General features: G+C 71.1%; 11 protein-coding genes. 8 read left to right on the top strand and 3 right to left on the bottom strand.

Annotated elements, in window-relative coordinates; all coding sequences use genetic code 11:
- Nucleotides 1–90 precede the first annotated feature (90 nt).
- On the bottom strand, nucleotides 91–519 hold the full coding sequence (locus tag ACIO6U_RS05350; RefSeq protein ID WP_391046885.1) for a DUF937 domain-containing protein: 429 nt from the start codon (nucleotides 517–519) through the stop codon (nucleotides 91–93).
- Between the two features lie 206 nt (nucleotides 520–725).
- On the opposite strand from ACIO6U_RS05350, the gene ACIO6U_RS05345 reads away from it, so the two are divergent.
- The 4 genes from ACIO6U_RS05345 (at nucleotide 726) to ACIO6U_RS05330 (ending at nucleotide 6,672) form a co-directional block, all read left to right on the top strand.
- Nucleotides 726–2,945, top strand: coding sequence for an ATP-dependent RecD-like DNA helicase (locus ACIO6U_RS05345; RefSeq protein ID WP_401715643.1), 2,220 nt, complete (start codon nucleotides 726–728; stop codon nucleotides 2,943–2,945).
- A gap of 124 nt (nucleotides 2,946–3,069) precedes the next feature.
- On the top strand, nucleotides 3,070–4,359 hold the full coding sequence (locus ACIO6U_RS05340; RefSeq protein ID WP_188280320.1) for a citrate synthase: 1,290 nt from the start codon (nucleotides 3,070–3,072) through the stop codon (nucleotides 4,357–4,359).
- A 425-nt stretch (nucleotides 4,360–4,784) separates the two neighbouring features.
- Nucleotides 4,785–5,531 (top strand): SDR family oxidoreductase, encoded by a 747-nt coding sequence (locus ACIO6U_RS05335; protein ID WP_355337035.1) that lies wholly within the window; start codon nucleotides 4,785–4,787, stop codon nucleotides 5,529–5,531.
- A 259-nt stretch (nucleotides 5,532–5,790) separates the two neighbouring features.
- The gene (locus tag ACIO6U_RS05330; protein WP_401304742.1) at nucleotides 5,791–6,672 is read left to right on the top strand and encodes a DedA family protein; all 882 of its coding nucleotides are present in this window, start codon (nucleotides 5,791–5,793) and stop codon (nucleotides 6,670–6,672) included.
- A gap of 27 nt (nucleotides 6,673–6,699) precedes the next feature.
- Here ACIO6U_RS05330 and ACIO6U_RS05325 read toward each other — a convergent pair whose 3' ends face one another.
- Nucleotides 6,700–7,479 (bottom strand): TetR family transcriptional regulator, encoded by a 780-nt coding sequence (locus ACIO6U_RS05325; protein ID WP_391046879.1) that lies wholly within the window; start codon nucleotides 7,477–7,479, stop codon nucleotides 6,700–6,702.
- A 70-nt stretch (nucleotides 7,480–7,549) separates the two neighbouring features.
- Between ACIO6U_RS05325 and ACIO6U_RS05320 the strand changes: the two genes are divergently transcribed.
- Entirely contained in the window at nucleotides 7,550–9,772 is a 2,223-nt protein-coding gene (locus ACIO6U_RS05320; RefSeq protein ID WP_401715640.1) for an MMPL family transporter, read from the top strand.
- Nucleotides 9,773–9,775: 3 nt separating this feature from the next.
- On the opposite strand, the gene ACIO6U_RS05315 is transcribed toward ACIO6U_RS05320, so the two are convergent.
- Nucleotides 9,776–9,979, bottom strand: coding sequence for an AlpA family transcriptional regulator (locus tag ACIO6U_RS05315; protein WP_188280324.1), 204 nt, complete (start codon nucleotides 9,977–9,979; stop codon nucleotides 9,776–9,778).
- A gap of 295 nt (nucleotides 9,980–10,274) precedes the next feature.
- Here ACIO6U_RS05315 and ACIO6U_RS05310 point away from each other — a divergent pair, with 295 nt between their 5' ends.
- From ACIO6U_RS05310 to ACIO6U_RS05300, 3 genes are read left to right on the top strand one after another with little or no spacing between them, the layout of a single operon-like run.
- Complete coding sequence (locus tag ACIO6U_RS05310) at nucleotides 10,275–10,859, top strand: sigma-70 family RNA polymerase sigma factor (RefSeq protein WP_188280325.1); 585 nt, start codon at nucleotides 10,275–10,277, stop codon at nucleotides 10,857–10,859.
- The gene (locus tag ACIO6U_RS05305) at nucleotides 10,856–11,626 is read left to right on the top strand and encodes an anti-sigma factor domain-containing protein (protein ID WP_401715638.1); all 771 of its coding nucleotides are present in this window, start codon (nucleotides 10,856–10,858) and stop codon (nucleotides 11,624–11,626) included. Before ACIO6U_RS05310 ends, ACIO6U_RS05305 begins: the two co-directional genes overlap by 4 nt.
- Nucleotides 11,619–13,019 carry a cryptochrome/photolyase family protein gene (locus ACIO6U_RS05300; RefSeq protein WP_401715636.1) on the top strand — a complete coding sequence of 467 codons (1,401 nt, stop codon included), beginning with the start codon at nucleotides 11,619–11,621 and terminating at the stop codon, nucleotides 13,017–13,019. Before ACIO6U_RS05305 ends, ACIO6U_RS05300 begins: the two co-directional genes overlap by 8 nt.
- Nucleotides 13,020–13,021: the final 2 nt, after the last annotated feature.

The following is a 13,021-nucleotide window of genomic DNA, read 5'->3' as shown; positions in this document are numbered from 1 at the left end:
GGGAAACGAAAGAGGTCCGGCCTTGTGCCGGACCTCTTTCGTATCTCTGTGCGGACGCTGTGACCGCCGGGGCGGCTCGCCGCGTCCGCCTCACTTCGCCCGGCGGGCCCGCTTGGCCAGCACCGTCGCCACCACGGGAATGAGCGTCTCCAGCGCCATCGTGACCGCCGCCACCGGAAGACCCGTCCGCTTCGACACCGCGCGGGCCGTCGGCGCGGTCGCCTTGCGCAGCACCGTGGTGAGCAGACCGCCGCCCACGCCCGTGCCGAGCCCCGCGAAACCGGCGACCCCGGTGAGCGGCTCCGGTTCCGAGGCGGCCTGCTCCAGCGCCTGGCTCAACTCCGCGGTCCCGCCCGGTGTCACCGCCTCGTCCGTGACCACACCGGTCAGCGAACCGACCGAGGCGCCCACGACCTGCCGAGCCGCGTCCGTGTCCGTGCCGAGCCGATCGGCCAGTTCCTGAAGCCGCTCGTCACCCAGCTCGGTCAGCACTTCGTCCTGCAGCGGTCGGTCGCTCATGTGCCGGACGCTACGCGGGCGCGCGAGCGGCGGCCCCCGGAGTTCGGCCGAACGCGTGAAGGGCCGCAGCCGGGTGGCCCGAGCGGCGTTGTCCACAGGGGGAGTTGCCGCCGGAGAGTTATCCACAGGGCGGCAACGGGGTGTCCGAGCCAACCGGTACCTTCGGAACAGATCACCAACGGGAGGGCCGGGAAAGGAGGCCGGGCATGGGCGAGTCGGGGCTGGCCGTGCTGGACGGCGTCCTGGAACGGATCACGTACGCCAACGAGGACACCGGGTACACGGTCGCGCGGGTGGACACCGGCCGTGGCTCGGGGGATCTGCTGACGGTCGTCGGCGCGCTGGTGGGGGCGCAGCCGGGGGAGTCGCTGCGGATGCACGGCCGCTGGGGCTCGCATCCGCAGTACGGCAAGCAGTTCAGCGTCGAGAACTACACGACGGTGCTGCCGGCCACGATCCAGGGGATACGCCGCTACCTGGGATCGGGGCTGATCAAGGGCATCGGGCCGAGGATCGCGGAGCGGATCGTCGACCACTTCGGCACCGGCACGCTGGAGATCATCGAGGGCGAGCCGAAGCGGCTGATCGAGGTGCCGGGGCTTGGCCCCAAGCGCACCAAGCTGATCGCCGCCGCGTGGGAGGAGCAGAAGGCGATCAAGGAGGTGATGGTCTTCCTCCAGGGAGTGGGGGTGTCCACTTCCATCGCCGTGCGGATCTACAAGGGCTACGGGGACGCGTCGATCTCCGTGGTGAAGAACCAGCCGTACCGGCTGGCCGCCGAGGTCTGGGGGATCGGCTTCCTGACCGCGGACCGGATCGCGCAGGCGGTCGGGATACCCCACGACAGCCCGGAGCGGGTCAAGGCGGGATTGCAGTACGCCCTGTCGCAGGCCACTGACGGCGGCAACTGCTATCTGCCCGAGGAACGGCTGATCGCGGACTCGGTGAAGCTGCTCCAGGTCGACACGGGGCTGGTGATCGACTGCCTGGGCGAGCTGGCCGAGGAGGAGGGCGTCGTCCGGGAGAGCGTGCCCTCGCCGGACGGGCACGAGGAACAGGTGAAGGCCGTCTACCTGGTCCCCTTCCACCGGGCCGAGATATCGCTCGCCGCCCAGTTGCTGCGGCTGCTGCGCGGACCGGAGGACCGGCTGCCCGCCTTCCGGGACGTGGAGTGGGACAAGGCGCTGGCCTGGCTGGCGACCAGGACGGGGGCCGATCTCGCACCGGAACAGCAGGAGGCGGTACGGCTGGCGCTGACCGAGAAGGTCGCCGTGCTCACCGGCGGCCCCGGCTGCGGCAAGTCGTTCACCGTGCGCTCGGTGGTGGAGCTGGCGCGCGCGAAGAAGGCCAAGGTGGTGCTGGCCGCCCCGACCGGCCGCGCCGCCAAGCGGCTGGCCGAGCTGACCGGCGCCGAGGCCTCGACCGTGCACCGACTGCTGGAGCTGAAGCCGGGCGGCGACGCGGCGTACGACAAGGACCGGCCGCTGGACGCGGATCTGGTGGTGGTCGACGAGGCGTCGATGCTCGACCTGCTGTTGGCGAACAAGCTGGTGAAGGCGGTGCCGCCGGGCGCGCACCTGCTGTTCGTCGGCGATGTGGACCAGTTGCCGAGCGTCGGCGCGGGTGAGGTGCTGCGTGACCTGCTCGCGGCGGACGGCCCCGTGCCCGCCGTGCGGCTCACACGTATCTTCCGGCAGGCCCAGCAGTCCGGGGTGGTGACCAACGCGCACCGGATCAACTCCGGTGTCCCGCCGCTCACTCAGGGCCTGCCCGACTTCTTCCTCTTCGCCGAGGAGGACTCGGAGGAGGTGGCCAGGCTGACCGTGGACGTGGTGGCCCGCCGCATCCCGGCCCGGTTCGGGCTCGACCCGCGCCGGGACGTCCAGGTGCTCGCGCCGATGCACCGGGGTCCCGCGGGCGCGGGCGTGCTCAACGGACTGCTCCAGCAGGCCGTCACCCCGGCGCGGCCCGACCTGCCCGAGCGCCGGTTCGGCGGCCGGACCTTCCGGGTCGGCGACAAGGTCACGCAGATCAGGAACAACTACGACAAGGGCGCGAACGGCGTCTTCAACGGCACGGTCGGTGTGGTCACCGGGCTGGACACCGTCGAGCAGCGCCTCACCGTGCACACCGACGAGGACGAGGAGATCCCGTACGACTTCGACGAGCTGGACGAGCTGGCCCACGCGTATGCGGTGACGATCCACCGCTCGCAGGGCAGCGAGTATCCGGCGGTGGTGATCCCTGTCACCACCAGTGCCTGGATGATGCTGCAGCGCAATCTGCTCTACACCGCTGTGACCAGGGCGAAGCGGCTCGTCGTGCTGGTCGGATCGCGTCGCGCCATCGGTCAGGCGGTGCGGACGGTGTCGGCGGGAAAGCGCTTCACGGCTCTCGACCACCGGCTGTCCAGGGGCGCAAAATAGGCACTGAGTGCCACCTTTCGGCCCGATGGCCGACCCCGAGTGCACACGCCAGTGCCAAATGGGGGACAGTGGACCTCGTCAGGGCACCTCGAAGAAGAGGCAACACCGTCGGTGAGGGAATGACGTGAGCGACAAGTCTGTAGTACTGCGGTATGGGGACGGCGAGTACAGCTACCCGGTGGTTGACAGCACCGTCGGTGACAACGGCTTCGACATCGGCAAGCTGCGCGCCGACACCGGGCTGGTCACCCTGGACAGCGGTTACGGCAACACTGCGGCCTACAAGTCCGCGATCACCTTCCTCGATGGTGAGGAAGGCATCCTGCGCTACCGCGGTTACCCGATCGAGCAGCTCGCCGAGCGCGGAAGCTTCCTGGAGACCGCCTACCTGCTGATCAACGGCGAACTGCCGACGGTCGACGAGCTGGCCGAGTTCAAGGGCGAGATCACCCAGCACACCCTTTTGCACGAGGACGTCAAACGGTTCTACGACGGCTTCCCCCGTGACGCCCACCCGATGGCGATGCTGTCGTCCGTGGTGAGCGCGCTGTCGACCTTCTACCAGGACAGCCACAACCCGTTCGATCCCGAGCAGCGCCACCTCTCCACGATCCGGCTGCTCGCCAAGCTGCCGACCATCGCGGCGTACGCGTACAAGAAGTCCGTCGGTCAGCCGGTGGTCTACCCGCGCAACGACCTCGGCTATGTCGAGAACTTCCTGCGCATGACGTTCTCCGTGCCGGCCGAGGAGTACGAGCTCGACCCGGTCGTGGTCAGCGCCCTCGACAAGCTCTTCATCCTGCACGCCGACCACGAGCAGAACTGTTCGACGTCGACGGTCCGGCTGGTCGGCTCCTCGCAGGCGAACCAGTTCGCCTCGATCTCGGCCGGTATCAGCGCGCTGTGGGGCCCCCTGCACGGTGGCGCCAACCAGTCGGTGCTGGAGATGCTGGAAGGCATCCAGGCCGACGGCGGCGACGTGGACGCCTTCATCCGCAAGGTGAAGAACAAGGAAGACGGTGTGAAGCTCATGGGCTTCGGACACCGCGTCTACAAGAACTTCGACCCCCGGGCGAAGATCATCAAGTCGGCCGCGCACGACGTCCTGTCGGCGCTCGGCAAGTCCGACGAGCTTCTGGACATCGCGCTCAAGCTCGAAGAGCACGCGCTCGGCGACGACTACTTCGTCTCGCGCAAGCTGTACCCGAACGTGGACTTCTACACCGGCCTGATCTACCGGGCCATGGGCTTCCCGACCAGCATGTTCACCGTGCTGTTCGCCATCGGGCGGCTGCCCGGCTGGATCGCCCAGTGGCACGAGATGATCAAGGAGCCCGGCTCCCGCATCGGCCGTCCGCGGCAGATCTACACGGGCGTCGAGATCCGCGACTACGTGCCCGTCGAGGGCCGCTGAACCACGGGCTGAGCCTGGCCCCGCCACGCATGAAGAAGCGCCCCGCGCTGGATCCCCCCACGGGTCCGGCACGGGGCGCTCCCGTTCCCGGAACGGATCCCCCCACGGGTCCGACCGGGCGTCTTTCGGCGGCTGCGCCGTGCCGGGACGACTGCGGCCCGGGAGGGCCGCTCAAAGCTCCCCGGACATCGCCCCGGCGACGCATTCCCGGGCCGTCCCCCAAGACAGCCCGTTCCGCAGCCCCCCACCGGCTCCGCCGGGAGCGCGGTGCTCAAGACATAAGACCCACGAACCACCGTAATGGTTACGTTCCAAGCCCTGTGATCTACGTCTCTTCGAAAGGGGGCGTTTTCGCAGGCTACCCCGCTCGCGGGCGGTATGGGGCGATCCCGTAGCGTGCTGTCTCCTCATGAGGGGCGGAGTACATGGCACAGAACGGGACAGCGGGCCGCAGCGTCGTCGTGACCGGCGGGGGTACGGGCATCGGTCGGGCGATCTCGATCCGCTTCGCCGAGGAGGGCCACCACGTCACGATCGTCGGCCGTCGCCGTGAGGTCCTGCACGCCACCGCGGAGGAGCTGCGCCGGGAGCGCGGGCTGGACGTCACTCCGGTCGCCTGCGACCTGGCCGACCCCGACGACGTCGAGGCGGCGCTCCGGCACCTGCCCGAGCAGGTCGACGTCCTGGTGAACAACGCGGGCAGCCGGGAGCTGGCGATCGGCGCGGGCCCGCACGGGGTGCTCGCCCGCTGGCGCGGCGACTTCGAGCGCAATGTGCTGACCGCGGTGCTGCTGACCGAATCGCTGCGGGACCGCTTCACCGACAGCGGCCGGGTGGTCACGGTCACCTCGGTGGCCGCGCTGCGCGGCGGCGGCTCCTACGGGGCCTCCAAAGCCGCCCTGCACGCCTGGAACCACTCGCTGGCCGCCCAGCTCGGCCCGCAGGGCGTCACGTGCAACATCGTGGCGCCCGGCACCGTGGCGGGCACCGAATTCTTCGGCTCGCGGCTCAATGACGCCGAGCTGACCCGGCGGGCCGGGCGCACGCTCGTGGGCCGCGTCGGCCACCCCGCCGACGTGGCGGCGGCCGTGCTCTTCCTCGCGTCCCCCGAGGCCGGCTTCATCACCGGCGAGATCCTTCAGTGCAACGGCGGCGAACTGCTCGGCCGGTGACCCGGTGACCCGGTGACCCGGTGACCCGGTGGTCCCTGTGCTCCCGAGGCCCTGTGCTCCGGTGGTCCAGTGCGCCGGGGGCATTCCGCGTTCCGTGACAGGCGCGCCCGTACTCCCTGAGGAGTAGCCCGACTGGACCCTCAGGATGAATTCTCCTGGGAGCCCCCGAGGAATCCCCTGATCCACGGGAAACCCCCTTGCCCCGTCCCACCGGCCGCTGTCAGTTTTGAAGCCCGGGGGCGGGAAGAGGGGCGGTGGAATGGACGTTGCACTGAACGTGTCGTCACTGGACTTCACCTCGGGTCTCGCTGAGTACCTGCGAGGTGGACACGTCTTCTGGGCATACGCGGTACTGGCCCTCACCACGGCCCCGCCGCTCGTGCCCAACTCCGTGCTGCTCGTGACCGGCGGAGTGATGGCGGCCGAGGGACGGCTGGACATCGCCCTCGTGCTGCTGGTGGTGGCGGGCAGCGCGGTCCTCGGCGACATGCTGATCCACCGCACCGGCCGGGCGCTCAGCGGCCGTGTCCTGGCCCGCATGGAGCGCAACGAACGCCGGGCGGCGCTGCTCAGATGGGCCGCCCTGCGGATACAGCGGCACGGTGTGCCCTTTGTGATCGGCGTGCGCTTTCTGCCCAGCGGCCGAGTGATAGGCGGTCTCGCGGCGGGTGTCGTGCGCTATCCCGCCCGGCGTTACGCGGTGGGCGCGGGTGTCGCGGAGGCCGTCTGGGCCAGCTATTCCGTCGGAGCCGGTTATTTCAGCGGCAAAGCCGCTTCCAACTCCTTCTTCGCCCTCTGCCTGGGGCTCGGTATATCGATGCTCGTCGCCGGTATCGGCACATTGGTGCAGTGGGTCTCGCGGGCGCGTGAGCGCCGCGATCCACGCCTGGTGGGGGAGCGCGAGGCGACCCGGCCTCCCTCGATGGTGGTACGGGCGTCCTTCGCGGGTGACGCGGTGGTCGTACCGGGACCCTCCGGCGGTGGTGGTACGGGACCGGCCGGTGGCCTGCCCGCGGGACCAGGGGCAGCGGCCACCACCACGTCGACATCCGTCACAGGCGCCACTGTCGCGCGCACAAGTCCGCCACCGGGCAAGGACCGGGGCGGATTTCCCTGTTTCTCGGCCGGCCGCGGCAAGTAGCCGTCGGCCGCGTCCCCGGACCCGGAGTCAGCGCGCGGCGGCGGTGTCCGTGCTGTCTTCTGGGCTCCTGTCCGGGGCGGCGCCCTTGTCCGGGGCGGCGGCTGCGGCGGGGGCGGCGGCCGTGTCCGGGGCGGTGACCGCCCCGGTGCCCAGGTAGGGCGCCAGATAGCGGTAGAGCATCCCCTTCATCTCCCGCGCGTACGCGTCCCGTTCCTCGCCCTCGTGCTGGACGACGAGGTCGAGTCCTGCCTTGAACATCGCGAAGGACATCTGCGCCACAAGCGTGCGTTCCGCTGTGGACAGCGACGGCTGACGGACGCCGAGCAGTTCGGTGAGGCGCGCGAGCAGTGACGCGTGCAGCTCGTCGTGGCCCTCGGCGACCTTGCCGGGAGTGTCCGGGCCCTTGATCAGGGCGAGGAAGGCCGGGTTGGCGCAGTTGAACTCGATGAAGGGGCCTGCGACGGCGTCGATCATCTCGTCCAGCGGCAGCAGGGCGTTCTCGACGGTGAAGACCCGACCGTGGGTGGCTTCCATCTCCTTGGCGAGCTGGCTGCCCAGCTCGACCGCGATGGCCTCCTTGTTCGGGAAGAACTGGTAGAGCGTGCCCGGCGACACCCCTGCCTCGCGGGCGATCGCGTTGGTGCTGGACGCCGTGTAGCCCAGCGCGCAGAACACGCTGGCGGCGGCCTGGAGGAGCTGTGTGACACGCCGCTCGCCGCGGGCCTGCCGACGGCGCGGCTGCCGCTCTTCCGCCTCGGACACGGTGACTCCCCAGGGGTATTGACAAACACGAGCGGTCACTCGCATTCTTGAAACGCGAGCGACAGTTCGCATTTGCGATTTTACGTCGCACTACGGGGAGAGGACACCTTTTGTCATGGCTGATGTCAACCACGACTCCGAGGTCGGGGGCTGGACGCGGGCCGTCACGGCCCGGCCCAGGCTGACGCTGCTGCTCGCCCTCCTCTTCACCGCGCTCGCGGTCGTCGCCGGGCGAGGCGTGGCCGACCGGCTGGCCAGCGGCGGCTGGGAAGCGCCCGACTCCGAGTCCTCGTACGCGACCGCGGCGCTCGCCGACCACTTCCCCGCCTCCCAGCCCAATCTGGTCCTGCTGGTCGACGCCAAGGGCGCGGGGGTCGACAGCCCCGCCGTGGCCGCGCAGGGGCAGGAGCTGGCCCGCAAGCTCGCCGCCGATCCGGCCGTCACCGGCGTCACCTCCTACTGGGGCACCCACGCGCCGGTGCTGCGCGCCAAGGACGACGGCTCGGCGATGATCACCGCCCGGCTCAAGGGCGACGACGACGCGGTGGCCACCGCCGTCAAACGGATCGCCCCCGCCTACCGCGGGGAGCACGGACCGGTCGACGTGAGCGTCGGCGGCTCTGCCGCCGTCCGGCACGAATTGCAGAGCACCATCCAGGACGACCTGGTCAAGGCCGAGATGATCGCCCTGCCCGTCACCCTGATACTGCTCGTCATGGTCTTCGGCAGCGCCATCGCCGCACTGCTGCCCCTGGGCGTCGGCATCATCGCGATCCTCGGCACCAACGCGGTGCTGCGCGCCATCACCTCGTTCACCGACGTCTCGGTCTTCGCGCAGAATCTCACCACCGCGCTCGGCCTCGGCCTCGCGATCGACTACGCCCTGTTCATCGTCCGCAGATTCCGCGAAGAGCTGGCGACCGGACTCACCCCGCGCGCGGCGGTCGGAGTGACCCTGCGCACCGCGGGCCGCACCGTCCTCTTCTCGGCCCTGACCGTCGCCGCCTCGCTCGCCGCGATGCTCGTCTTCCCGCAGTACTTCCTGCGCTCCTTCGCCTACGCGGGGATCGCCGTGGTGCTGCTGGCCGCCGCCGCGGCGCTGATCGCGCTGCCCGCCTGCCTGGTCCTGCTCGGAGACCGGGTCAACGCGCTGGATCTGCGCAAGGCACTGCGCCGCAGGCCCGCGAGCGACCCCGGCGCGGGATACGCCGCCTTCGCCCGGCTGGTGATGCGCAGGGCGCCGCTCTTCGCGATCGGCGCGGTCGCGGGCCTGCTGCTGCTCGGACTGCCCTTCCTCCAGGTGCGCTTCGGCGCCGCGGACGACCGGCAGTTGCCCTCGGCGGCCGAGTCCCATGTGGTGCAGCAGCACATCCGCCAGGAGTTCCCCGGCAGTCCCGACGGCGCCATCACGGTGCTGGCCGAAGGCGCCGACCGGTCCCAACTGGCCGGATACGAGAAGCGGGTGGCCGCCCTGCCCGGCGTGGTCCGGGTCGAGGGGCCGGTCGTCGCCCGGGACTCAGGCGCCGCCTACATGACGGTGCTGTCCACGAGCGAGGCGGTGGACGCCGGCACCCAGCACCTGGTCGGCGCGATCCGCGCCGTGCCCACGGACTTCAAAGCCTCGGTGACCGGCCAGGCCGCCGTCCTGGTGGACACCAAGGACACCATCGGCCAACGGCTGCCATGGGCGGCCGGGATCATCGCCCTGGTCACCTTGCTGCTGGTCTTCCTGCTCACCGGCAGCGTGATCATCCCGCTCCAGGCGGTGCTGCTCAACGCGCTGAGTCTTACCGCGATGTTCGGCGCGGTGGTGTGGGTCTTCCAGGACGGTCATCTGTCCGGACTGCTGGGCTTCACGGCCACCGGCAGCATCGAGACGACCCTGCCGGTGCTGATGTTCTGCGTGGCCTTCGGACTCTCCATGGACTACGGGGTGTTCCTGCTCTCGCGGATCAAGGAGGAGTACGACCGCGGCGGCGACCACCAGGCGTCCATCGAGTTCGGGCTCAAGCGGACCGGCGGACTGATCACGGCGGCGGCGGTGATCCTGGCCGTGGTGATGGTCGCGATCGGCACCTCGCGGGTGGCCAACACCAAGATGCTGGGGCTCGGCATCGCGCTCGCGGTGCTCATGGACGCGATGGTGGTCCGCACCCTGCTGGTGCCCGCGGTGATGCGGCTGACCGGGCGGGCCACCTGGTGGGCGCCGCCGGTGCTGCGCCGCTTCCACGACCGGTTCGGCATATCGGAGGGCGGCGGCCAGGAGGCGCCGGAGGGCACGAAGGCCCCGCACTCCTCGCGGGAGCGGCGGGACCCCGAGCCGGCCACGCGGAACTGAGGCTCAGTCCGGATCCCGGCGGCCGCGGTTTCCCGGCCGCCGGGCACTCCAGGCCCTGACGGTATCGGCGTACCAGAAGGGCTTGCCGCCCTCGACGACATCGGGCGGCGGGAGATGCCCGTGCTTCCGGTAGGAGCGGACGGTGTCGACCTGTACGCGGATGTGCGCGGCGATCTCGGCGTACGACCACAGGGTCCGGTCGGTCATCCCAGGTACCTCCGTACGGCGGGGCTGCTGTTGATCAGCACCTTCGTCCGGCCAACGACAGGTGAGCGTCACCGCATGGGCTTGTTGATCTTCTGTGACACGGAACCCGCGTAACGGTGACAAATGTGGCGAACGGGTAACGACCGCGCAGGTCGTCCGGGCCGTGGCGGTGAAAGGGGGCACGATGGCGGGCTGAGACCGGAGGAAATCCGCGAGCGGGCAATCCGCCCACCCCTCGGCTCCGAATACCGGTCGGAGACTTGCGCGGGTGAGTCGGGACGGGATGGATTCGCAGATGAGGGAAGCCGTACGGCTGGACGGCGTCGCAGGCGCCGGCCCCGACCTCCAGGAGCTGCTGGTCGCGGTCGCCCGCGGCGACGAGGCGGCGTTCGCCAGGGTCTACGACGCGGTGGCCGGGCCCGTGCTGGGGCTGGTGCGCTCGGTGCTGCGGGACCCCGCGCAGTCGGAAGAGGTCGCCCAGGAGGTGCTGGTCGAGGTCTGGCAGACCGCGACCCGCTTCCAGGCATCCCGAGGCAGCGCCATGACCTGGGTGATGACGCTGGCCCACCGTCGTGCGGTGGACCGGGTGCGTTCCGCGCAGGCGTCCTCCGACCGGGAGCACAAGGCCGCGCTGCTTGAGCACACCCCCGCCTTCGACGAGGTCGCGGAACAGGTCGAGTCACGGCTGGAGCGCGAGCAGGTGCGACGCTGTATGCGGACGCTCACCGAATTGCAGCGCCAGTCGGTGACGCTCGCCTACTACCAGGGATTCACCTACCGGGAGGTCGCCGAGTTGCTCGCGGCTCCGCTGGGGACCGTCAAGACCCGACTGCGGGACGGACTCATCCGCCTGCGCGACTGCTTGGGAGTGAGCGCATGACGACCGCCGATCTGCATACCCTCACCGGTGCGTACGCGGTGCACGCGCTGCCCGACGGTGAGCGGGAGGAATTCGAACGGCACATCGCCGACTGCTCGGCCTGTGCGCAGGAGGTCCGCGAGCTGTCCGCGACGGCCACCCGGCTGGCGCTGGCCGCCTCGGTCGTGCCGCCGCCGCACATGCGTGAGCAGGTGCTGCGCCGGGTCGCCGCCGTGCGGCAGGAGCCGCCGGTCGTCACGCGGCAGGAGCGGCGCGGTCTCGCCGGATGGATGGCCGGGGCGCGGCGGCTGCCGCGTTACGCGCTGGCCGCGTGCATGGCGGGAGTGGTCGGGCTCGGCGGGGTGGCCGTCTGGCAGCACCAGGCCGCCGACGACGCGAGGCAGCGGGCGAACCAGGCCGAGCAGCGGGCGGGCGAGCTCTCCCAGGTGCTCTCGGCGCCCGACGCGGCGAGCACCACGCGGAAGCTCAGCACCGGCACGACCGCGACCGTGGTGGTCTCCCGGAGCCTGGGCAAGGCCGCTTTCCTGGCCGCCGGTATGCCGACGCCGGCGGCCGGGAAGACGTACGAGCTGTGGTTCGACGACGGCGGGAAGATGCGGCCGGCGGGTCTGATGGACCCGTCAGCCACCGACCAGGCCGTGGTGCTGGACGGGCGGATCGACAACGCCTCCGGGGTGGGCGTGACGGTCGAACCGGCCGGCGGCTCGCAGCAGCCGACGAGTGCCCCGCTGGCGCTGGTGACGTTCCCGGCGGTGGCCCGTGCCTGAGACGTCGCGGACCGGGTCGTCCATCGCGCTGTTCACCGCGGACCTGCGGTTGCACGACAACCCCGTGCTGGCCGGGGCGGTGGCGGCGGCCGGGAGCGTGGTCCCGCTGTTCGTGGTGGACGAGGGCATCGCGCGGGCCGGATTCGCGGTGCCGAACAGGGCGGCGTTCCTCGCCGACTGCCTGGCCGACCTGGACGCGGGCCTGCGGGCCCGTGGCGGGCGGCTGGTCGTGCGGCGCGGCGACGTCGTCGAGGAGGTCGTCCGGGCCGCCGGCGACAGCGGGGCGCGGCAGGTGCACATCGCGGCCGGGGTGAGCGGTTACGCCCTGCGCCGTGAGGACCGGCTGCGCAAGGCCCTGGCGGAGGCGGGCTGCGAGGTGGTGGTGCACGAGGCCGTGGTCACCGCGGCCCCGCCCGGCGCCGTCACCCCCGTGGGCCGCGACCACTTCGCCGTCTTCACACCGTACTTCCGGCGCTGGGGCGCCGAGCCCCAGCGCCGCGTGCTGGACGCGCCGCGCAAGGTCACCGTGCCCGAGGACGTGAAGTCCGCCGCGCTGCCCTCCGCCGCCGAGTTGACCGGGCCGGGCGGCGGGCAGCCGTCGCCGGGCCTGCCGCCCGGCGGGGAGACGGCGGGTCGCAAGCTGGCGGGCAGTTGGTGGCGTTCGGGCCTGGAGGGTTACGCGGACCAGCACGACGACCTGGCGGGCGACGCGACCTCCCGGCTCTCGCCGTATCTGCACTTCGGGTGCGTGTCCGCGACCGAGCTCGTGCACCGGGCGCGGTCGGTGAGCGGCCGGGGCGCGGAGGCGTTCATCCGGCAGCTCGCCTGGCGCGACTTCCACCATCAGGTGCTCGCCGCGCGGCCGGACGCGGCGCACCGCGACTACCGTTCCCGGCACGACCGTTGGCGCACCGCGCCCGAGGAGGTCACCGCCTGGCGCGAGGGCCGCACCGGCTACCCCATCGTGGACGCCGCGATGCGCCAACTGCTGCACGAGGGCTGGATGCACAACAGGGGCAGGCTGCTCGTGGCGAGTTTCCTGACCAAGACGCTGTACGTGGACTGGCGGGTCGGCGCCCGGCACTTCCTGGACCTGCTGGTCGACGGCGACATTCCCAACAACCAGCTCAACTGGCAGTGGTCGGCGGGCACCGGCACCGACACCCGGCCCAACCGGGTGCTCAACCCGCTGCTCCAGGCGGCCCGTTTCGACCCGGACGGCGACTATGTGCGGCGCTGGGTTCCGGAACTGGCCGAGTTGGAGGGGGCGGCGGTGCACCAGCCGTGGAAGCTGTCGGGTCCGGAACGGGAGCGGTTCGCCTACCCGGACCCGATCGTGGCCCTCAGCGAGGGGCACGCCCGCTTCTCGCGGGCCCGCGGCCTGGACGACTGACC

It is taken from the genome of Streptomyces sp. NPDC087422 (assembly GCF_044744145.1).
Taxonomy (GTDB): Bacteria; Actinomycetota; Actinomycetes; order Streptomycetales; family Streptomycetaceae; genus Actinacidiphila.
The sequence above is the reverse complement of the archived record's forward strand: the minus strand, read 5'-3'. Positions and strand labels throughout refer to the sequence as shown.

Coding starts and splice junctions, on each gene's coding strand:
- ACIO6U_RS05350 (WP_391046885.1), bottom strand. CDS start 519: ATGAGCGACCGACCGCTGCAGGACGAAGTGCTGACCGAGCTGGGTGAC.
- ACIO6U_RS05345 (WP_401715643.1), top strand. CDS start 726: ATGGGCGAGTCGGGGCTGGCCGTGCTGGACGGCGTCCTGGAACGGATC.
- ACIO6U_RS05335 (WP_355337035.1), top strand. CDS start 4,785: ATGGCACAGAACGGGACAGCGGGCCGCAGCGTCGTCGTGACCGGCGGG.
- ACIO6U_RS05330 (WP_401304742.1), top strand. CDS start 5,791: ATGGACGTTGCACTGAACGTGTCGTCACTGGACTTCACCTCGGGTCTC.
- ACIO6U_RS05325 (WP_391046879.1), bottom strand. CDS start 7,479: ATGCGAGTGACCGCTCGTGTTTGTCAATACCCCTGGGGAGTCACCGTG.
- ACIO6U_RS05320 (WP_401715640.1), top strand. CDS start 7,550: ATGGCTGATGTCAACCACGACTCCGAGGTCGGGGGCTGGACGCGGGCC.
- ACIO6U_RS05315 (WP_188280324.1), bottom strand. CDS start 9,979: ATGACCGACCGGACCCTGTGGTCGTACGCCGAGATCGCCGCGCACATC.
- ACIO6U_RS05310 (WP_188280325.1), top strand. CDS start 10,275: ATGAGGGAAGCCGTACGGCTGGACGGCGTCGCAGGCGCCGGCCCCGAC.
- ACIO6U_RS05305 (WP_401715638.1), top strand. CDS start 10,856: ATGACGACCGCCGATCTGCATACCCTCACCGGTGCGTACGCGGTGCAC.